The organism is Blastococcus sp. SYSU D00820 (assembly GCF_054050695.1).
This window is the reverse complement of record NZ_JBJGZW010000005.1, coordinates 1-18,380: the sequence shown is the minus strand read 5'-3', so window position 1 is coordinate 18,380 and position 18,380 is coordinate 1. Positions and strand designations below refer to the sequence as shown.

Annotated in this window: 21 protein-coding genes; 11 read left to right on the top strand and 10 right to left on the bottom strand. The window is 75.7% G+C overall.

The features are described from left to right. Positions 1-21: 21 nt before the first annotated feature. Together ACI79R_RS07970 and ACI79R_RS07965 are read right to left on the bottom strand one after the other, a co-directional pair. Positions 22-1,293: an ArsA family ATPase gene (locus tag ACI79R_RS07970; RefSeq protein WP_456573062.1), complete on the bottom strand. Its 1,272-nt coding sequence runs from the start codon at positions 1,291-1,293 to the stop codon at positions 22-24. Next, the gene (locus ACI79R_RS07965; protein ID WP_456573061.1) at positions 1,290-2,282 is read right to left on the bottom strand and encodes an ArsA-related P-loop ATPase; all 993 of its coding nucleotides are present in this window, start codon (positions 2,280-2,282) and stop codon (positions 1,290-1,292) included. Before ACI79R_RS07965 ends, ACI79R_RS07970 begins: the two co-directional genes overlap by 4 nt. A 141-nt stretch (positions 2,283-2,423) precedes the next feature. On the opposite strand from ACI79R_RS07965, the gene ACI79R_RS07960 reads away from it, so the two are divergent. The 3 genes from ACI79R_RS07960 to ACI79R_RS07950 are packed head-to-tail and all read left to right on the top strand — an operon-like array spanning position 2,424 to position 3,872. Then, a complete protein-coding gene (locus ACI79R_RS07960; protein ID WP_456573060.1) occupies positions 2,424-2,597 on the top strand; it encodes a hypothetical protein in 174 nt (57 codons plus the stop codon). 10 nt (positions 2,598-2,607) lie between these two features. Next, complete coding sequence (locus ACI79R_RS07955) at positions 2,608-3,084, top strand: RidA family protein (RefSeq protein WP_456573059.1); 477 nt, start codon at positions 2,608-2,610, stop codon at positions 3,082-3,084. Further along, entirely contained in the window at positions 3,081-3,872 is a 792-nt protein-coding gene (locus ACI79R_RS07950) for an NUDIX hydrolase (protein ID WP_456573058.1), read from the top strand. Before ACI79R_RS07955 ends, ACI79R_RS07950 begins: the two co-directional genes overlap by 4 nt. 250 nt (positions 3,873-4,122) lie before the next feature. On the opposite strand, the gene ACI79R_RS07945 is transcribed toward ACI79R_RS07950, so the two are convergent. Together ACI79R_RS07945 and ACI79R_RS07940 are read right to left on the bottom strand one after the other, a co-directional pair. Beyond that, the gene (locus ACI79R_RS07945; protein WP_456573057.1) at positions 4,123-4,797 is read right to left on the bottom strand and encodes a Crp/Fnr family transcriptional regulator; all 675 of its coding nucleotides are present in this window, start codon (positions 4,795-4,797) and stop codon (positions 4,123-4,125) included. Positions 4,798-4,970: 173 nt separating this feature from the next. Then, the gene (locus ACI79R_RS07940) at positions 4,971-5,210 is read right to left on the bottom strand and encodes a hypothetical protein (RefSeq protein WP_456573056.1); all 240 of its coding nucleotides are present in this window, start codon (positions 5,208-5,210) and stop codon (positions 4,971-4,973) included. A gap of 204 nt (positions 5,211-5,414) precedes the next feature. Here ACI79R_RS07940 and nth point away from each other — a divergent pair, with 204 nt between their 5' ends. From nth to ACI79R_RS07915, 5 genes are read left to right on the top strand one after another with little or no spacing between them, the layout of a single operon-like run. Then, a complete protein-coding gene (gene nth / locus ACI79R_RS07935) occupies positions 5,415-6,209 on the top strand; it encodes an endonuclease III (protein ID WP_456573055.1) in 795 nt (264 codons plus the stop codon). Next, the gene (locus tag ACI79R_RS07930) at positions 6,206-6,811 is read left to right on the top strand and encodes a TlpA family protein disulfide reductase (RefSeq protein WP_456573054.1); all 606 of its coding nucleotides are present in this window, start codon (positions 6,206-6,208) and stop codon (positions 6,809-6,811) included. The genes nth and ACI79R_RS07930 overlap by 4 nt, the downstream gene beginning before the upstream one ends. Continuing rightward, positions 6,808-7,611 (top strand): NUDIX hydrolase, encoded by an 804-nt coding sequence (locus ACI79R_RS07925; protein ID WP_456573053.1) that lies wholly within the window; start codon positions 6,808-6,810, stop codon positions 7,609-7,611. Before ACI79R_RS07930 ends, ACI79R_RS07925 begins: the two co-directional genes overlap by 4 nt. Further along, positions 7,608-8,093 (top strand): cupredoxin domain-containing protein, encoded by a 486-nt coding sequence (locus ACI79R_RS07920; RefSeq protein ID WP_456573052.1) that lies wholly within the window; start codon positions 7,608-7,610, stop codon positions 8,091-8,093. The genes ACI79R_RS07925 and ACI79R_RS07920 overlap by 4 nt, the downstream gene beginning before the upstream one ends. 2 nt (positions 8,094-8,095) lie before the next feature. Continuing rightward, positions 8,096-9,274 (top strand): MarP family serine protease, encoded by a 1,179-nt coding sequence (locus ACI79R_RS07915; protein ID WP_456573051.1) that lies wholly within the window; start codon positions 8,096-8,098, stop codon positions 9,272-9,274. Between the two features lie 170 nt (positions 9,275-9,444). On the opposite strand, the gene ACI79R_RS07910 is transcribed toward ACI79R_RS07915, so the two are convergent. The 3 genes from ACI79R_RS07910 to acs all read right to left on the bottom strand — a co-directional run bounded on the left by ACI79R_RS07910 (position 9,445) and on the right by acs (position 12,983). Further along, a complete protein-coding gene (locus tag ACI79R_RS07910) occupies positions 9,445-10,374 on the bottom strand; it encodes an alpha/beta fold hydrolase (RefSeq protein WP_456573050.1) in 930 nt (309 codons plus the stop codon). A 16-nt stretch (positions 10,375-10,390) separates the two neighbouring features. Further along, entirely contained in the window at positions 10,391-10,894 is a 504-nt protein-coding gene (locus ACI79R_RS07905) for a phage holin family protein (RefSeq protein ID WP_456573049.1), read from the bottom strand. Between the two features lie 124 nt (positions 10,895-11,018). Next, on the bottom strand, positions 11,019-12,983 hold the full coding sequence (gene acs, locus ACI79R_RS07900; protein ID WP_456573048.1) for an acetate--CoA ligase: 1,965 nt from the start codon (positions 12,981-12,983) through the stop codon (positions 11,019-11,021). Positions 12,984-13,082: 99 nt separating this feature from the next. Here acs and ACI79R_RS07895 point away from each other — a divergent pair, with 99 nt between their 5' ends. Further along, complete coding sequence (locus ACI79R_RS07895; RefSeq protein ID WP_456573047.1) at positions 13,083-13,805, top strand: (2Fe-2S)-binding protein; 723 nt, start codon at positions 13,083-13,085, stop codon at positions 13,803-13,805. A 2-nt stretch (positions 13,806-13,807) separates the two neighbouring features. On the opposite strand, the gene hflX is transcribed toward ACI79R_RS07895, so the two are convergent. From hflX to ACI79R_RS07880, 3 genes are all read right to left on the bottom strand, one after another. After that, positions 13,808-14,959, bottom strand: coding sequence for a GTPase HflX (hflX, locus tag ACI79R_RS07890; protein ID WP_456573046.1), 1,152 nt, complete (start codon positions 14,957-14,959; stop codon positions 13,808-13,810). 126 nt (positions 14,960-15,085) lie between these two features. Then, positions 15,086-16,111: an S-adenosylmethionine:tRNA ribosyltransferase-isomerase gene (locus ACI79R_RS07885; protein WP_456573045.1), complete on the bottom strand. Its 1,026-nt coding sequence runs from the start codon at positions 16,109-16,111 to the stop codon at positions 15,086-15,088. Continuing rightward, positions 16,108-16,809 carry an SDR family NAD(P)-dependent oxidoreductase gene (locus ACI79R_RS07880; protein WP_456573044.1) on the bottom strand — a complete coding sequence of 234 codons (702 nt, stop codon included), beginning with the start codon at positions 16,807-16,809 and terminating at the stop codon, positions 16,108-16,110. Before ACI79R_RS07880 ends, ACI79R_RS07885 begins: the two co-directional genes overlap by 4 nt. A gap of 41 nt (positions 16,810-16,850) precedes the next feature. On the opposite strand from ACI79R_RS07880, the gene soxR reads away from it, so the two are divergent. Continuing rightward, positions 16,851-17,405, top strand: coding sequence for a redox-sensitive transcriptional activator SoxR (gene soxR, locus ACI79R_RS07875; RefSeq protein WP_456573043.1), 555 nt, complete (start codon positions 16,851-16,853; stop codon positions 17,403-17,405). Then, positions 17,402-18,253, top strand: coding sequence for a 4,5-DOPA-extradiol-dioxygenase (gene ygiD, locus ACI79R_RS07870; protein ID WP_456573042.1), 852 nt, complete (start codon positions 17,402-17,404; stop codon positions 18,251-18,253). The genes soxR and ygiD overlap by 4 nt, the downstream gene beginning before the upstream one ends. The last annotated feature ends 127 nt before the right edge of the window (positions 18,254-18,380 follow it).

The window sequence follows — 18,380 nt, the reverse complement described above, 5'->3', positions numbered from 1 at the left end:
GGCGGCGTGTCGGACGCCTGATCAGGCGCGGCGCGCGGGCAGCACCCGGGTCCGGGGGATCCCGGTCGGCGTGTCGCCGTCCGGGCCGGTCAGCTCGGCGGCCATGAGCCGCAGTCCGTCGACGTCGTGCACGTCGCCCGCGGCCGCCGGCACGACCCGGACGGCGACCTCCGGGTGGGCGCTGGTGAACCGGTCGGCCAGCCGCTGCTCGCGGGTGGCCTGCTGCATCCGCTCGGCGTGCACCCGCAGCGCCCCGGCGGCCAGCTCGGCCTGCGGGCCGCCGGCCTCGGCGACCGCCTCGGCGGCGGCCTCGGCACGGGTGGCCGACAGCACGCTGCTGGCCGGCGGGTGGGCGCGGTTGAGCACCAGGCCGGCCAGCGGCATCCCCTCGGCCGACAGCCGGTCGACGAAGTAGCTGGCCTCGCGCAGCGCGTCCGGCTCCGGGGTGGCGACCACGACGAACCAGGTGCCCGGGCGGCGCAGCAGCTCGTAGGTCGCGGTCGCCCGCTCGCGGAAGCCGCCGAACATGGTGTCGAGCGCGGCCACGAAGGCGGAGATGTCGCGCAGCAGCTGGCCGCCGAGGATCTTGCTGATGATCCGGCTGAAGACGAGGAACCCGGCGCCGACCAGCCGCATCCCGGCCCGCCCGCCGGCCCGCGCCGGGGCGGTGAGCAGCCGGATCATGGTGCCGTCGAGGAAGCGGCCCATCCGGTTGGGGGCGTCGAGGAAGTCCAGTGCCGACCGCGACGGCGGGGTGTCGACGATGATCAGGTCCCATTGCTCGCTGGCCCGCAGCTGACCCAGCTTCTCCATCGCCATGTACTCCTGCGTGCCGGCGAAGGACGAGGACAGCGACTGGTAGAAGGGGTTGGCCAGGATCTGCTCGGCCCGCTCCGGGGTCGAGTGCGCGGCGACGACGTCGTCGAACGTCCGCTTCATGTCCAGCATCATCGCGTGCAGCTCGCCCGGCGCCCCCGGGACGTCGACCCGCCGCGGCTCGTTGTCCAGCTCCACCAGGCCCAGTGACTGGGCCAGCCGGCGGGCCGGGTCGATGGTGAGGACGACGACGCTGCGGCCGGCGTCGGCAGCGGCCAGGGCCAGTGCCGCCGACGTCGTCGTCTTGCCCACGCCCCCGGCGCCGCAGCACACCACGATGCGGGTCTCGGGGTCGGCGATCAGCGCGGCGAGGTCCATCGGCAGCGCCGGGCGGACGGTGGCCGGCCGCGGGGCACCCCGCCGCGGCTGCTCGGCGGGCGCCGCGGTCTCCCCGGCGTCGGTGGGGTCCGCGCTCACGCTGCGACCTCGCTGCGCACGTGCTCCTCCAGGCGCTCGGCCAGCTCGAACAGGCAGGACAGGTCGATCGGCCCGGTGAGCATCGGCAGCTCGACCGTCGGCCGGCCCAGCGCGTCGATGTCGTCGCGGAGCTCGTCCTGGGCGGCCCAGCGCTGCGCGTGCTCGACCGCCTCGGCGGCCAGGGCGTCGGCCAGCGTGGCGCCGTCCGGCAGGGAGACGGTGGCCAGCGCCGGCGCCAGGTCGGCGCCGGTGAGCTCGCCGGCGGCCGCCCGGGTGAGCCCCTCGGGCGGCAGCAGCGGCTCGGTGGCCATGTTGACGATGACCGAGCCGACCGGCAGCCCGGCCGCGGTGAGCTCGTCGATCGCGTCGGCGGTCTCCTGGACCGGCATGTCCTCGAGCAGGGTGACCAGGTGCACCGCCGTCTGCGGCGACTTGAGCACGGCCATGACGCCGTCGCTCTGGGTCTTGATGGGGCCGGAGCGGGTGAGCTCGGCCATCTCCCCGGTGACCCCGAGGAACCGGGTGATCCGGCCCGTGGGCGGGGCGTCGACGACGACCGCGTCGTACACGCGCTGGCCGTCCTTGCGGCGGGTGACCGCCTCCTTGATCTTCCCCGTGAGCAGCACGTCGCGGAGGCCCGGCGCGATCGTGGTGGCGAAGTCGATGGCGCCCATCTTGCGCAGCGCCCGGCCGGCCCGGCGCAGGTTGTAGAACATCTCGAGGTACTCGAGCAGCGCCTCCTCGACGTCGATCGCGAGGGCGCGGACCTCGCCGCCGCCGCGCGTGACGGCGACCCGGCGCTCTTCGTAGGGCAGCGGCGGGGTGTCGAAGAGCTGGGCGATGCCCTGCCGGCCCTCGGTCTCCACGAGCAGCACGGAGCGCCCGTCGGCGGCCAGCGCGAGGGCGAGCGCGGCGGCGACCGTGGTCTTGCCGGTACCGCCCTTGCCGGTCACGACGTGACAGCGCACGGGGAAGGGTTCGGTACTCACCCCCGCCAGCCTAGAAGGCAGAAGGACCTCCCTGCCCGCCCAGCACTCGCGGGCTCGCGCTGGGGCCCTGCAGGGAGACCGGCTCGCAGGGGCGCGGCGGTCCCGGGGACGGGGTCGCGGGGCTGCGCTAGCGTCGGCGCCATGAGCCAACCGGTCCGGCAGAAGTGGGAGTACGCGACCATCCCGCTGCTCATCCACAACACCAAGGCGATCCTCGACTCCTGGGGCGTCGACGGCTGGGAGCTGGTGACCGTCCTGCCCGGGCCCGGTGGCGCCGAGCAGCTGGTCGCCTACCTCAAGCGCCCCGCGAGCTGAGGCCGCCGTCGTGACCGTCCCCGAGACGCAGAGCTGGACCGCCCGCCTGGCCGAGCTCGGCATCCGGCTGCCGCCCGTGGCCGCGCCGGTCGCCTCGTACGTGCCGGCGGTGCGCAGCGGCCAGTTCGTCTTCACCTCCGGGCAGCTGCCCTTCGTCGACGGCGGCCTGCGCCGCACCGGCAAGGTGGGCGGCTCGGTGGACGTCGAGGACGCCGCCCACGACGCGAAGCTGTGCGCGCTCAACGCGCTCGCGGCGATCGACGAGCTGGTCGGCCTGGACTCCGTCGCCCGCGTGGTCCGGGTGGTCGGCTACGTGGCCAGCGCCGAGGGCTTCACCGGCCAGCCGCGGGTGGTCAACGGCGCCAGCGAGCTGCTGGGCAAGGTGTTCGGGCCGGCCGGCCAGCACGCCCGCTCGGCGATCGGCGTCGCGGAGCTGCCCCTCGGTGCCCCGGTCGAGGTCGAGCTGACGGTGGAGCTCCGGGCGTGACCGAGCCGCGCCAGGCGGCCACCGTGCTGCTGCTGCGCGACGGGCACCCGGGCCTGGAGGTCTACCTCCTCCGCCGCACCCGCGGCATGCCCTTCGCCGGCGGGATGACCGCCTATCCCGGCGGCGGTGTCGACCCGCGCGACGGCGACACCGAGATCGCCTGGGCCGGCCCGTCGCCGGCCGAGTGGGCGGTCGCCTTCCGCTGCAGCGAGCGGATCGCCCGCGAGCTGGTGTGCGCCGCCGTCCGCGAGACGTTCGAGGAGGCCGGCGTCCTGCTGGCCGGACCGGCCGACGGTCCGGCCGGCGTGCTCGACGTCTCCGGCGACGAGTGGGAGGCGCAGCGGCAGGCGCTGCTGACCCGCGAGCTCTCGCTCGCCGAGCTGCTGGCCGGCCGCGGCCTGGCGGTCCGCTCGGACCTGCTGCGGCCCTTCGCGCACTGGGTGACCCCGCCGGTGGAGCCGCGGCGCTACGACACCAAGTTCTTCGCCGCCGCGCTGCCCCCGGGGCAGGAAGCCCGGCACGTCTCCGGCGAGGCCGACGAGGCCAGCTGGCTGACGCCGACCGCGGCGCTGCACGAGCTGTCCGCCGGCACCCGGCCGATGCTGCCGCCGACGATCCACACGCTGACCCAGCTCGAGCCCTTCGCCGACGTCGCGGCGGCGCTGGCCGGCTCGCCGCCCGAGCAGCTGTACCCGATCAGCCCGACCTTCGAGGAGACCCCCGAGGGCCGCGACGCGGTGCTGCCCGACGGCACCCGGATCCGCCTGGTCGTGCCGCTTCCATCGTGATCCTCCGGATCACACCGCGGCCAGGTGCCGTCCCCGGTTCGCGCTGAGCTCCCCTCGGCCCTCCGACCGGGAGCCCTCCGGGCCCCGCGCTCGGACGACCGGCACACCGCGGCCAGGTGCCGTCCCCGGTTCGGGCTGAGCTGCCCTCGGCCCTCCGACCGGCCATGGGCAGCAAGCACTGTGCGCCGGGTGCCCGGTCCTCGTCGGGACCGGGCACCCGGCGCACGGTGTTCGTGTCGGGGAACTCGGCTCAGCGCGCGCGACGGCGCAGGCGCTCCTCGTCGAGGACGACGACCGACTTGCCCTGCAGCTGGATCCAGCCGCGGTGCACGAAGTCGGCCAGTGCCTTGTTGACCGTCTCGCGCGAGGCGCCGACCAGCTGGGCCAGCTCCTCCTGCGTGAGGTCGTGCTTGACCCGCAGGCCGTCGCTCTCCCGGCTGCCGAACCGGTCGGCCATCTGCAGCAGCGCCTTGGCCACGCGGCCGGGGACGTCGGTGAAGATCAGGTCGGCGACGGAGTCGTTCGTGCGACGCAGCCGCCGGGCCAGCACCTGGAGCAGCTTCTCGCCGATCTCCGGGTGGCTCTCGATCCACGGGCGCAGCACCGTCTGCGGCATCTTCGCCAGCTTCACGTCGGTCACCGCGGTGGCGGTCGCCGTGCGCGGGCCGGGGTCGAACACCGACAGCTCGCCGAACTGGTCGGACGGGCCCATGACGGCCAGCACGTTCTCGCGGCCGTCGGGGGAGCGCTTGGACAGCTTGATCTTGCCCGACATGACGATGTACAGGCTGTCGCCGGGCTCACCCTCGTTGAAGACCACCCGCCCCCGCGGCAGGGACAGCGTCTCCAGCCGGCTGGCGACCGGGGCCACGGCTTCTTCCGACAGCCCCTGGAAGAGCCCGGACTGGGCCAGCACCTCGTCCACTACGCGTCCTCTCGACCATTCTCGGTATCGCACCGATCACCCACGGCGACTCCAGCACGGCGTCCGCCGGGAGTCGATCATCGGTGAGTCTAGGGGGCTGTGCCCACGATCACCCGATCGGTGGGACGGCGGCCGACCCCGAAGGGTGAGGACGGCGGGTCGTCGGCGACCCCTCAGACCACCGGCGGCGTGGCCTTCTGCACCCGCGACCGGCGGCGTCGACGCCAGCGCGTCATGGCCCGGCGGATCCCCGAGCGGGCCAGCGTGTCGACCTCGCCGGGGGAGGCGGTGTCGATGAACTCGGCGACCTCGCGACCGCTGGTCGGCCGGCGCAGCGGCTCCTCGACCCGCTCCATGACCAGCAGGAAGGCGATGAGCAGCGGGGGGAACAGGATGACGATGAGGGCGACCACCGCAACCTCCTCGTGTTCGTCTCGGCCCGTCTCGAGGGCGATCGGCAGGGCGTCCGCCGGCGGCGGGCGCCATCGCCCACCGTCCGACGCCGGTCGCGGACATACCCGCAGCGGCCCGCCCGCAGTGCACCGGAGGACGGAGCGGTCCGCCGCGATGATGACACGGCCCCGGCACCGTCAGCCGCTCCGCCTACCCTCGATCGCGTGTCCTCGCCGGTGTACGCGCGTCCCGTCCCGCCCCGCCCGGCACCGGCCCGGCGGACCGCCGCCCGCGGCGGTGTGCCGTTCGACCCCGACGAGACGCCGCTCGCGCGTACCCGCCGCGCCCGCCGCATGGCCCGCGAGCTGGCGGAGATCCATCCCGACGCGCACTGCGAGCTCGACTTCACCAACGCCTTCGAGCTGCTGGTCGCCACGGTGTTGTCGGCCCAGACCACCGACAAGATGGTCAACAAGGTGACCCCGGGCCTGTTCGCCCGCTATCCCGACGCGTTCGCCCTCGCCGGCGCCGACCGGGAGGAGCTCGAGGCGATCCTCAAGCCCACCGGCTTCTTCCGGGCCAAGGCCAACTCCGTCCTCGGGCTGTCCCAGGCGCTGGTCGAGCGGTTCGACGGCGAGGTCCCCGGCCGGCTGGCCGACCTCGTCACGCTCCCGGGCGTGGGCCGCAAGACCGCCAACGTCGTCCTGGGCAACGCCTTCGACGTGCCCGGGCTGACCGTCGACACCCACTTCGGCCGGCTGGTCCGCCGCTTCGGCTGGACCGCGGAGGAGGACCCGGTCAAGGTCGAGGCGGAGATCGCCGAGCTGATCCCCAAGCGGGAGTGGACCATGTTCAGCCACCGCGTGATCTTCCACGGCCGGCGGGTCTGCCACGCGAAGAAGGCCGCCTGCGGTGCGTGCGGCCTGGCCCGCTGGTGCCCGTCGTACGGGATCGGGCCGACCGATCCGGAGGCGGCGCTGAAGCTGGTCAAGACCCCGGCCGCCTCGGACACCGAGTGAGCACCGCCCGCCGGGCGGCGGCCCTGCTCGCCGCCGTCGTGCTCGCCGTGGTCCTCGCCGGGTGCACGGGCACCGGGGACGGCGGCACCGCCGGCCCGTCGGCCGCGCCGACGGCCGAGGGCTTTCCCGAGGACACCGCGCTCGGGGCCTGCCCCGAGCAGCCGGACCGGCCCGCGGACGGCGCCGAGACGCTGCCCGCGATGACCCTGCCCTGCCCGGGCGGGGGCACCCTCGACCTCGCCCGCGCCCCCGGCGTGCCCACGGTGGTCAACCTGTGGGCCAGCTGGTGCGGGCCGTGCCGCGAGGAGCTGCCGCTGGTGCAGGAGCTGGCCGACGTCGCCGGCGACCGGCTGGGCGTCGTCGGCGTCATCAGCCGGGACGGCGCGCCGCAGGCCGACGCCTTCGCCGAGGAGGCCGGGGCCACCTTCCCGGCCGCGTTCGACGAGGACGGCGCGCTGATGGCCGAGCTCGGGCTGGTCGGCCTGCCCTACACCTACCTGCTCGACGCCGAGGGCGGCATCGCCTATGTCCAGGCCGGGCCCGTCGACTCGGTGCAGGAGTTCCGCGACCTGGTGGCCGAGCACCTGGGGGTGACGCTGTGAGCACCGCACCGGTGCTGCCGCCCTCCGGCGGCGAGCTCCCGGCCTACCTGCAGCGGCTGGTCGCCTCCGCCGGGGAGCTCCCGCTGCGGCACCGCATGCAGCAGCGCACCGCCACCGCCCGCCGCTCGGCGGTGCTGATCCTGTTCGGCGAGGGGCCGCACGGCGCCGACGTGCTGCTCATCGAGAAGTCCGCGCACCTGCGCACCCACGCCGGGCAGCCGGCCTTCCCCGGCGGCGGCGCCGACCCCGGCGACGACTACCCGGTCGGCACGGCGCTGCGCGAGGCGCAGGAGGAGGCCGGCATCGACCCCGACGGGGTGCGGGTGCTGACCACGCTGCCCGAGCTGTTCCTCGGCCCGTCGGACAACGTCGTCGTCCCCGTCGTCGCCTGGTGGGACGACCCGCGCGACGTGCTCGTCGGCGACCCGCGCGAGGTCGCCCGCGTGGCCCGGGTGCCGCTGGCCGACCTCGTCGACCCGGCCAACCGCTTCCGCAGCCGCCACCCCTCGGGCTACCTGGGGCCGGCCTTCGAGGTGGCCGGGATGTACGTGTGGGGGTTCACCGCCGGGCTCCTGGACGCCGTCCTCGAGGCCGCCGGGCTCGCCCGGCCGTGGAACCGCGACGACGTCCGGCCCCTGCCGCGCGACATCGCCGAGATGGCGCGGCGCTCCGAGGGCGCCCGCCGGCCGGGGCCGCTGCCGGGCTCGGTCGACGCCGGGGGCGAGGAGGACGCCGCCGCGCCGACCGTCGCCGACCGCGCGCCGGACGGCCCCGGGACGCGTACGGTTCCCGGGCGATGACCGCAGCGGCGACGACGAGCGGGCGACGGCGGGTGCACCGGCGGGGTGCGGCGCTGCTCGCCGGCTGCCTGCTGGCCGGCGGCGTGCTCGCCGGCTGCGGGGAGGACGCCGACCAGGTGGGCGGCGACACCGGGGCGCAGGCCTCGGCCGACCCGTCGCTGGGCACGGTGACCACCGACGCCGAGGGCGTGCAGGAGGTCACCATCGAGACCCCCGACGACTACGTCTTCGTGCCCGACTCGTTCACCGTCGCCCCCGGGCGGGTGCGGCTGACGGTGCGCAACGTCGCCGAGCAGATGACGCACAACTTCCGGTTCACCCCCGGTCAGGGCCCGGAGGAGATCCCCGAGCAGATCCCGGTCCTCTCCCCGGGCGAGAGCCAGACCATCGAGTTCGAGGTCACCGCGACCGGCGACCACCCCTTCGAGTGCAGCTTCCACGTGCAGTTGCAGCAGGTCGGCACGATGACGGTCGCCGGCTGACGATGTCCTTCGTCGACCTGGCCCTCATCGCCCTCGCCCTGGCGTTCGCCTTCTCCGGCTTCCGCCAGGGGCTGCTGGCCTCGGCCGCGTCCTTCCTGGGCTTCTTCGGTGGTGCGGTGCTCGGCGCCCAGCTGTCCGGCCCGGTCGTCGACAGCGTCGAGAGCCCGGTGGCCCAGGTGTTCACGGCGCTGGTCGTCGTCCTCGCCGGGGCGCTCCTCGGCCAGCTGCTGGCGGGCGCGGTCGGCCGGGCGGTGCGCTCGCGGGTCACCTGGGAGCCGGCCAAGGTCGTCGACTCGATCGCCGGTGCCGGCCTGTCCGCCGTCGCGGTGCTGCTCGTCGCGTGGATGGTCGCCACCCCGCTGGCCAGCGCGCCGTTCCCGCAGGTGGCCAGCCAGGTGCGGCAGTCCGCGCTGGTGCAGGCGGTCGACCGCAGCGTTCCCGACGTCGTCCGGGCGGTGTACGACTCGCTGCGGGAGGCCATCGCCCGGCGCGGCCTGCCCGACGTGCTGGACCCGCTCACCCCCACCCAGGTGCCCGAGGTGCCGGCGCCGGACCCGGCGCTGGCCGGCAGTCCGGTGGTCGACCAGGTCCGCGGCTCGGTGGTCAAGGTCAGCGGCGTGGCGCCCTCGTGCTCGCGGCAGATCGACGGCTCGGGATTCGTCTACGCGCCCGAGCGGGTCATGACCAACGCCCACGTGCTGGCGGGCGTCGTGGACCCGGTGGTGCTCGCCGAGGGCGAGGAGTACGAGGCCATCCCGGTGTACGTCGACGAGGAGACCGACGTCGCCGTCCTCGCCGTGCCCGACCTGCCGCAGGTGCCGCTGACCTTCGCCGCCGACCCGGTCGGCCAGGGCGCCGACGCGATCGTCATGGGCTATCCCGGCGGCGGCGGGCTGTTCGTGGGCCCGGCGCGGGTGCGCGACCGCACGGAGATCAGTGGGCCGGACTTCCGCAACCACCAGACCGTGCTGCGCGACGTCTACGTGCTGCGCGGCGAGGTGCGCTCCGGCAACTCCGGGGGGCCGCTGTTCGACCGCAACGGCCACGTGCTCGGAGTGGTCTTCGCCTCGTCGGTCGACGACCCGCTCACCGGCTACGCGCTGACCTACGAGCAGGTCTCGCGGGCGGCGACGGCCGGCCAGACGGCGACCGACCCGGTGGCCACGGGCGCCTGCGAATAAAGGACCCCGTCGCCCCCCACGCCTCGCAGGCTCGGCGCGGGACCCTGCGACGGGGCCGCCGTCGCCCCCCACGCCTCGCAGGCTCGGCGCGGGACCCTGCGACGGGGCCGCCGTCGCCCCCCACGCCTCGCAGGCTCGGCGCGGGACCGCCATTCGCGCGCGAACGGCGGTCAGGCCGTGGCCCACCGCGTCAGGGCGGCGTTGACCTCGTCGGGGGTCTCCTCCTGGGGGAAGTGGCCCACGCCGGGCAGGGACCGCCACTCGTAGGCGCCGGCGACGTAGCGCCCCGAGCCCTCGGCGGTGGAGGGCAGCACGCAGGCGTCGAGCTCGCCGTGCAGCTGCAGGGTGGGGGCGGTGATCGGCGCGGACATCCGGCGGGCGTACCGCAGCCCGTCGGGGCGCAGCTGGGAGCGGCCGGCCCACCGGAAGTACTCCATCGAGCCGTAGGCGGCCTGCGGGATGCGGGCGGCCGACCGGTACCGGTCCACGGCCTCGGCGAATCCGGCGGTGTGCGTCCAGTCCGGGCCCGCCCAGCGCCGCATGAGGTCGGCGACGGGGTCGTCGTCGGCCCGGGTGAGCCGGCGCTCGGGCAGCCGCGGGATCTGCGCGCCCAGGAAGTGCCGCCAGGCGCGCCGCTGCCGCGGATCGCGCATGCCGGCCCGCAGCAGCCGGGGGTGGGCCATCGACAGCACCACCAGCCGGCGGACGCTGCGCGGGTGCAGGGCGGCCATCGTCCAGGCCACCAGCCCACCCCAGTCGTGCCCGACGACCACGGCGTCGCGCTCGCCCAGCGCGCGCACGAGCGCCGCCATGTCCGCGGCCGCCGTCGGCAGGTCGTAGCCGCGCGGGGGCTTGTCACTGGCGCCGTAGCCGCGCAGGTCGGGTGCGACGGCGTGCAGGCCGGCCGCGGCCAGCGCGGGCAGCTGCGCGCGCCAGGTCCACCAGTACTGCGGGAACCCGTGCAGCAGCAGCACCAGCGGGCCCTCACCGGCCTCGGCGACGTGCAGCCGGACGCCGTTGGCCGACAGGTCCCGGTGCTGCCAGGGGCCCGGCAGCAGGACGCTGGTGGCGTCGGGCCGCCCCTCCTCGGGCGAGGTCACCGGGGGAGGGGACCGGTCAGACCAGGTAGGTGTCGGGGGAGCGCCGCTCCACCTTGCCGTTGCTGATGGTGGGCAGGTCTCGGCGCCGGGCGCCGGGGGCCTCGCGGTGCATGACGTCGGGCAGCTCGCGCAGCGACTCGAGGGTGCGCTCGGGCTTGTCGATCCGCTTGATCATCCGGAGGCCGATCAGTGCGGCGAGCCCGGCGATGAGGGCGAGTCCGACCGTGACGATCAGGTAGGACACCCAGCGGGGGAGGCCGAGCCAGGTGAGGAACTCGGCCAGGGTGACGAACAGGTAGATGCCGGCGAAGGCCAGCAGCACGCCGGCGACGGCGAACAGCGCGACGCTCACGCCGGCCTTCTTCGCCGAGCGGCCGATCTCGGCCTTGGCCAGCTCGATCTCGCTGCGGATGAGCGTGGAGACGTCGGCCATCGCGCTCTGCACGAGCGTGCCGATGGAGGGCTCCTCCGCGCCGGCGGGCCGGCCCTGCGACGGGGACGACGATGCGCTGTGGGCCACGGGGGCTTCCTCCAGTTCGACGGTGCGGACCCCATGATCGTGCCGGATGCCGGCCCGGAGCGCGCGCCCCGGTCGGGTGAGCGGAGGCCGGGAGCGCAGGAAACCTGCGCTCCCGGCCTCCGCCTCAGTCGTCGGAGGGGCTGGCGGGCAGCTTCTCCTTGATCAGGTTCATGACCGAGTCGTCGGTCAGCGTGGTGACGTCGCCCAGCTCGCGGTTCTCCGCCACGTCGCGCAGCAGCCGGCGCATGATCTTGCCGGAGCGGGTCTTGGGCAGCTCCTGCACGACCATGATCTGCCGCGGCTTGGCGATCGGGCCGATGTCGCGGGCCACGTGGTTGCGCAGCGTCTGCACCAGGTCGTCGCCGGAGGCCCCTTCCCCCTGGTGCTCGGCGCTGCCGCGCAGGATGACGAAGGCGACGATGCCCTGCCCGGTGGTCGGGTCGCTGGCGCCCACGACCGCGGCCTCGGCCACCGTCGGGTGCGCCACCAGCGAGGACTCCACCTCGGTGGTGGAGATGCGGTGCCCGGAGACGTTCATGACGTCGTCCACCCGGCCCAGCAGCCAGATGTCGCCGTCGGGGTCCTTCTTGGCGCCGTCGCCGGCGAAGTAGACGTTGTTCCCGAACCGCGACCAGTAGGTGTCGACGTAGCGGTCGTCGTCGCCCCAGATGGTGCGCAGCATCGAGGGCCACGGCTCGGTGAGCACCAGCAGGCCCGTGGTGTCGTCGGGCAGCTCGTTGCCCTCGTCGTCGACGACCTTGGCCGAGATGCCGGGGAATGGCGTCTGCGCGCTGCCGGGCTTGAGGTCGGTGACGCCGGGCAGCGGCGTGATCATGTGCGCGCCGGTCTCGGTCTGCCACCAGGTGTCGACGATCGGGCAGCGCCCGCCGCCGATGTGCTCGTGGTACCAGAGCCAGGCCTCGGGGTTGATCGGCTCACCGACCGAGCCGAGCACCCGCAGGCTGGACAGGTCGTGGCCCTGGGGGACGTCCTCGCCCCACTTCATGAAGGTCCGGATCACCGTCGGCGCGGTGTAGAGGATCGACACCCGGTACTTGGCGACGATCTCCCACCAGCGGCCGCGGTGCGGCGTCTCGGGGGTGCCCTCGTACATGACCGAGGTGGCCCGGTTGGCCAGCGGGCCGTAGACGATGTAGCTGTGGCCGGTGACCCAGCCGACGTCGGCGGCGGTCCAGTAGACGTCGGTGTCGGGCTTGAGGTCGAACGTGGCCCAGTGCGTGTAGGCGACCTGGGTCAGGTAGCCGCCGGAGGTGTGCAGGATCCCCTTGGGCTTCGCCGTCGTGCCCGACGTGTACATGATGTAGAGCGGGTGCTCGGCGTCGAACGCCTCGGGCGTGTGCTCCGGCGACTGCTCGGCCACGACGTCGTGCCACCACAGGTCGCGGCCCTCGGTCCACTCGACGTCCTGCTCGGTGCGCTTGACCACCAGCACGTTGCGCACGCCCTCGGTGCGGGTCAGCGCGTCGTCGACGGCCGGCTTCAGCGCGCTGGGCGCGCCCCGGCGGTAGCCGCCGTCGGCGGTGATGACGAGGACGGCGCCGGCGTCGGTGATCCGGCTGGCCAGCGCGTCGGCGGAGAAGCCGCCGAACACGACCATGTGCACCGCGCCGATCCGGGCGCAGGCGAGCATCGCGATGACCGTCTCGGGGATCATCGGCATGTAGATGGCCACCCGGTCGCCGGCCTGCACCCCGAGCTCGAGCAGCGCGTTCGCCGCCCGGCAGACCTCCTGGGTGAGCTCGGCGTAGGTGAGCGTGCGGGTGTCGCCCGGCTCGCCCTCCCAGTGGTAGGCGACCTGGTCGCCGTGGCCGGCCTCGACGTGCCGGTCCAGGCAGTTGTAGGCGACGTTGAGCTTCCCGCCGACGAACCACTTCGCGAACGGCGGGTTGCTCCAGTCGAGGACCTGGTCCCACTCCTGGGCCCAGCTCAGCCGGCGGGCGGCGGACTCCCAGAAGGCCAGCCGGTCGCGGCCGGCCTCCTCGTACACCTCGGGGCCGACGTTGGCCTGCGCGGCCAGCGCCTCCGGCGCCGGGAACCGGCGGCCCTCCACCCCGGTCGACTCGCTCATGCGGTGTCCCTCCCGATGTCCAGTGCTCCGCACCACACCGTATGGCCCCCGCGCCCTCCCCGTCTGCCCGGTCTTCCGACGGTCGGCGAGAATCCCGGGGTGACCGGTCCGGCGAGCCCCCAGGCGGCGGTGGCGGGGCGCGTGCCGGGCGCCGCGGCGCTGGGCCTGCGGGTGCCGCCGTCGGCCGTCGTCGTCCCGGCGACGTCCCTGGCCGACCCGGGGTGGACGGCGCAGCGCCTGGCCGACCTCGCCGTCCGCTACCGCACCGGCGACCGGCGGGTGCTCGCGACGGTGTGGTGGTACTCGGCGTCGGCGGTGCTGCTCACCCCGCCGCTGGCCGGGCTGGTGACCGGCCGGCCGCTGTCCGCGCGGCTCGACGACCTCTCCCTCGCCCTGCTGGCCGGCAGCACGCCGGTGGCGGCGGAGTCGGCGGCGCCCGACCGCGGCGACCTCGCCGCCGACCTGCGGACGACGCTGGCCGCGGTCGTCGCCGCGGTGGCCGAGGCCGGCGGCACCCGGGAGCGGCCGCTGTGGGCGATCGCCACCGACTCCCTGGCCAACCGGCTGCTCGCCCTCGGCCGGGCGGTCGGGGACGTCGCGGCGGCAACCGCGGTGGCCGCGCCGCTGGCCGCCGCGGTGGGCCCGCCGCTGCCGGGGCCGCGGTACGTCGACGTGGGCGCGCCGCCGGTCCGGTTCACCCGGCGGGCCTCGTGCTGCCTGCTCTACCGGCTGCCGGCCGAGCCGATGTGCACCTCCTGCCCGCGGCGCGATCCGGTCGAGCGCCAGGTGCTGCTGGAGGACACCGCCGGGCGCATGCGCTGAGCTCAGGCGCCGAGCGCGGCCTGGACGGCCGCGCGGAGGTCGTCGATCCCCTCTCCGGTGAGGGCGGAGACCGGCACCGCGTCGGGATAGGCCGCCCGCAGCCCGGCCAGCCACTCCGGCGGTGCGACGTCGACCTTGTTGAGGGCCAGCAGCTCGCGGGTGTCGCGCGCACCGATCTCGTACAGCACGCCCCGGACGGTGGTGACCTGCGCCATCGCGTCGGCCGCGCCGGCGTCCACGACGTGCAGCACGAGGTCGGCCTGGACGACCTCCTCCAGCGTGGACCGGAACGCGTCGACCAGCTGGTGCGGCAGGTGCCGCACGAAGCCGACCGTGTCGGTGAGGGTGTACTCGCGGCCGTCGGGGGTGCGGGCCCGGCGGACGGTCGGGTCGAGCGTGGCGAACAGCGCGTCCTCGACGAGGACGTCGGCCCCGGTGAGCCGGTTGAGCAGCGCCGACTTGCCGGCGTTGGTGTAGCCGGTCAGCGCGACCGAGGGCACCCGGTTGCCGCGCCGCCGGCCGCGGGTGCGCTCGCGCCGCCGCGCGGTCTCCTGCACCTGCCGGCGCAGCGACGCCATGCGCCGGCGCAGGTGCCGCCGCTCGGTCTCCAGCCGCATCTCGCCGGGGCCGCGGACGCCGGCGCCGGTGCCGCCGGCCTGGCGACCGCCGCCGATGCGCGACATCGAGGTGCCCTGCCCGCGCAACCGGGGCAGCCGGTAGGCCAGCTGGGCGAGCTCCACCTGCGCCTTGCCCTCACTGCTGCGCGCGTGCTGGGCGAAGATGTCGAGGATCAGCGCGGTCCGGTCGACCACCCGGGCGCCCAGCCGGTCCTCCAGGTTGCGCACCTGGCCGGGGGAGAGCTCGCCGTCGGCGATGACGAGCGACGCGTCGCTCTCCCGGACCAGCCCGGCCAGCTCCTCGACCTTGCCGGCGCCCAGGTAGGTGGCCGGATCGGGGTGCTGGCGGGCCTGCACCAGCCGCCCGACGACGTCGACGCCGTCGGTGTCGGCCAGCCGCTCGAGCTCGTCCAGCGGATCCGGACCGCCGCTGTCCCCGCCGGCGTGCAGCCCGAGCAGCACGGCCCGGGCGCGGTCGCCGTCCCCGTCGTGCCCAGCCTCGTCGGGTCGGGTCCCGAGCAGCCACGTGCCTGGCATGTCCGCCTCCACCGGGCGCCGGGCCCGGGTCCGGAGCGGTGGGGGCCGTCCTGGCCCGTCCCGGGCGTGCCCGGGGCCTCCGTGCGACCAGCCTGCCCGGCGGCGACGCCGGATGCCACCGGACGCTCAGGGCAGGAACAGCATCGTGTCGCCGTACTCGTGCCAGAGGTAGCGCTCGGCGACTGCGGCGGCGTACGCCCGCTCGACGAGCGCGGGCCCGGCGACCGCCTCGAGCAGCCGCAGGTGCGAGGCCTCGGGCGCGTGCAGGCCGGTGAGCAGGCCGGTCACCACGCGGGCCGGGCGGTCGGGGCCGAGGACGAGGTCGGTCCAGCCCGCGGCCGGGCGGGTTCCGCCGTCCTCGCCGGTGGCCGCCTCCAGCGCCCGGGTGACGGTGGTGCCCACCGCGACCACCCGGCGTCCGGCGTCGCGGGTGGAGGTGACCAGCCGTGCGGTCGCCTCCGGCACGGCGAAGCGCTCGGGCGCCGGCGGCTCGTGCAGCTCGGGACTGGAGACGCCGGCGTGCAGCACCAGCGGGACGACGGCGACGCCGCGGGCCATCAGCCGCACCAGCAGCCGGTCGGTGAACGGCCGGCCGGCGCTGGCGTTCTCCGCGCTGCCCGGCTCGGTGGCGTACACGTTCTGGGCGTCGGCCAGCGCGACCTCGCCCCGCAGGTAGCGGTAGCCGATCGGCCGGCCGGAGGCGGCGAGCAGGGCCGGCAGGTCGGTCGGCGGATCGGGGCGGGCCCGCCACAGCCGGGACGCCCGGGCGGGATCCGGGTACCCGGCGAGCAGCCGCAGGACGGCGCCTCCGGGCAGGCCCACCACCGAGCCGGGCTCGACGCCGAGGTCGGGCCCGGTGTTGCCGGGACGGCGCAGCTCCACCACCCAGTCGCCGTCGTCCAGCGTCGTGGAGACGTGCAGCGGCACCCTGCGGCCGTCCAGGCGGAGGACGTCCAGCCGCGCCGGCAGCGTCGCGGAGGTGTTGACCACCACGAGGTCACCCGGCTCCAGCGCGTCGGGGAGGTCGCGGAAGACGCGGTGCGCGATGCCGCCGGGCCGGACGGTCATCAGCCGGACGCCGTCGCGGGGCAGTCCGCGCTGCTCGGGCGGCGCCGTCGCCTCGGCGTCCGGCGGGAGGACGAACGCGGTCACCGGACCGCTCCCGCCGGCACGAGGTCGGCCGCGCGGTACCGGCCACCGGGCAGGTCCTCCTCCAGCAACCGCAGCAGCGCCGGGACGACGGTGTCCGGCGCCGGCCGGTCGCCGATGTCCTCACCGGGGAAGGCGGCCTGGTGCATGTCGGTGCGCATGTCGCCGGGGTCGACCGCGTACACCCGCAGCTCCGGCTCCTCCTGCCCCAGGACGGCGCTGAGCAGGTCGAGCGCGGCCTTCGACGCGCCGTAGCCGCCCCAGCCGGGATAGGCCTCGGCGGCGGCGTCGCTGCTGATGTCGAGCACCCGGCCGCCGGCGCGGCGCAGGGCCGGCAGCACGGCCTGGACCAGGGCCAGCGGGGCGACGGTGTTGACCAGCAGGAGCCGCTCGAGCGCGGCCGGGGGGAGGTCGGCGAGCGGGGGCAGCGGGCTCGGGCCCAGCTCGGAGGCGTTGTTCACGAGCGCGTCGAGCCGGCCGGGGACGGCGGCGGCGAGCGCGGCGCGGTGGGCGGGGTCGGCGACGTCGCCCGGCACGGCGGTGACCAGGTCGGGGAAGGGCAGTGCGGCGACGGCGGCCGCCAGCCGGGCGGGGTCCCGGCCGTCGACGACCAGGCGCCATCCGCGGCCGTTGAGCGCCGTGGCCAGCGCCCGGCCGAGGCCGCGGGAGGCGCCGGTGACCAGTGCGGTGGGGGTGTCCATGGCCGTACCGTCTTGCCTCGAGTGGACTTGAGGTCAAGAGGGTGGGCGCCGTGGAGCTCATGACGATCGGCGAGGTCGCCGCCCGGTCCGGCGTCGCGGTGTCGGCGCTGCGCTACTACGAGGCGCAGGGGCTGGTGCACTGCACGCGGACCCCCGGCGGGGCCCGCCGCTTCCCGCGGTCGGTGCTGCGGCGGCTGGCCTTCGTGCGGGCGGCGCAGAACGTCGGGCTCTCGCTGCCCGAGATCCGGGCGGCGCTGGACACGCTGCCGGAGGGCCGGACGCCGTCCGCGCAGGACTGGGCGCAGCTGTCCGAGGCATGGCGGGACCGGCTGGACGAGCAGATCGCCGCCCTCGAGCGGCTGCGCGACGGGCTGTCGTCGTGCATCGGCTGCGGCTGCCTGTCGCTGTCCCGCTGCGCCCTGTCCAACCCCGGCGACGTCGCCGGCGCCGCGGGCCCCGGTGCCCGCTGGCTGCCCCCGGCGCTGCGCCGGGTGCCGCCCACCAGCAACGCCGGCTCCGGTGCTCTCGGTCGCCCCGCGGCGTCCCGGGGGGAAGGATCCGGGGAAGGACGACGAGCACGGGGGGAGGCCCCATGACGCTGATGCCGGCCGCGTTCTTCGGACACGGCAACCCGATGAACGCCCTCGAGCGCAACCGGTACACCGAGGCCTGGCGCGCGTTCGGTGCCTCGGTGCCCCGCCCGCGCGCCATCCTGGTGGTCTCCGCGCACTGGTACGTGCACGCCACGGCCCTGACGGCGATGCCGCAGCCACGGACCATCCACGACTTCTTCGGCTTTCCGCGCGAGCTGTTCGACGTCCGGTACGAGGCCCCCGGTCTGCCCTCCCTGTACGAGGAGGTCGCCGACATCGTGAAGCCCACCTGGCTGGGCGCCGACCTCGACAGCTGGGGGATCGACCACGGTGCCTGGTCGGTGCTGCGGCACGCCTTCCCGGACGCCGACATCCCCGTCGTGCAGCTGTCGATCAACGCGCTCAAGCCCTTCGACTACCACCTCCAGCTCGGGGCGGCGCTGGCCCCGCTGCGCGAGGACGGCGTGCTGGTGATCGGCAGCGGCAACGTGGTGCACAACCTCGGCGGCGTCAGCCGCGCGCTGCCCGACGCCGGGTTCGACTGGGCGCAGCGGTTCGACGAGCGGGCCAAGGAGCTGATGCTCGACGACCCCGCGTCGGTGGCCCGGCTGGACGGGCACCGCGACTTCGACCTCGCCGTCCCGACGCCGGACCACTTCCTGCCGCTGCTCTACGTCGCGGGCCTGGCCGGGGCGACCGGCGCGGACACCGACGTGCTCGTCGACGGCTACTCCTACGGATCGCTGTCGATGACCTCCTACACGGTGGGCGCGTCGACCGGGCCGGCCGCCGGCACCGGTTTCGCCGCGCCGCTGCCGGACGGGCCGCCCGCGGACGGCGCGAACATCTGAGGCGCGCCCACCCCCCGCCGGGGGGGGGGGGGGGGGGGGGGGGGGGGGGGGGGGGGGGGGGGGGGGGGGGGGGGGGGGGGGGGGGGGGGGGGGGGGGGGGGGGGGCGGGGGGGGGGGGGGGGGGGGG

Excerpts from the sequence above, each read along its gene's own strand:
- ACI79R_RS07960 (WP_456573060.1), top strand. The coding sequence starts at position 2,424 with ATGAGCCAACCGGTCCGGCAGAAGTGGGAGTACGCGACCATCCCGCTG.
- ACI79R_RS07920 (WP_456573052.1), top strand. The coding sequence starts at position 7,608 with ATGACCGCAGCGGCGACGACGAGCGGGCGACGGCGGGTGCACCGGCGG.
- ACI79R_RS07915 (WP_456573051.1), top strand. The coding sequence starts at position 8,096 with ATGTCCTTCGTCGACCTGGCCCTCATCGCCCTCGCCCTGGCGTTCGCC.
- acs (WP_456573048.1), bottom strand. The coding sequence starts at position 12,983 with ATGAGCGAGTCGACCGGGGTGGAGGGCCGCCGGTTCCCGGCGCCGGAG.
- hflX (WP_456573046.1), bottom strand. The coding sequence starts at position 14,959 with ATGCCAGGCACGTGGCTGCTCGGGACCCGACCCGACGAGGCTGGGCAC.
- ACI79R_RS07880 (WP_456573044.1), bottom strand. The coding sequence starts at position 16,809 with ATGGACACCCCCACCGCACTGGTCACCGGCGCCTCCCGCGGCCTCGGC.
- ygiD (WP_456573042.1), top strand. The coding sequence starts at position 17,402 with ATGACGCTGATGCCGGCCGCGTTCTTCGGACACGGCAACCCGATGAAC.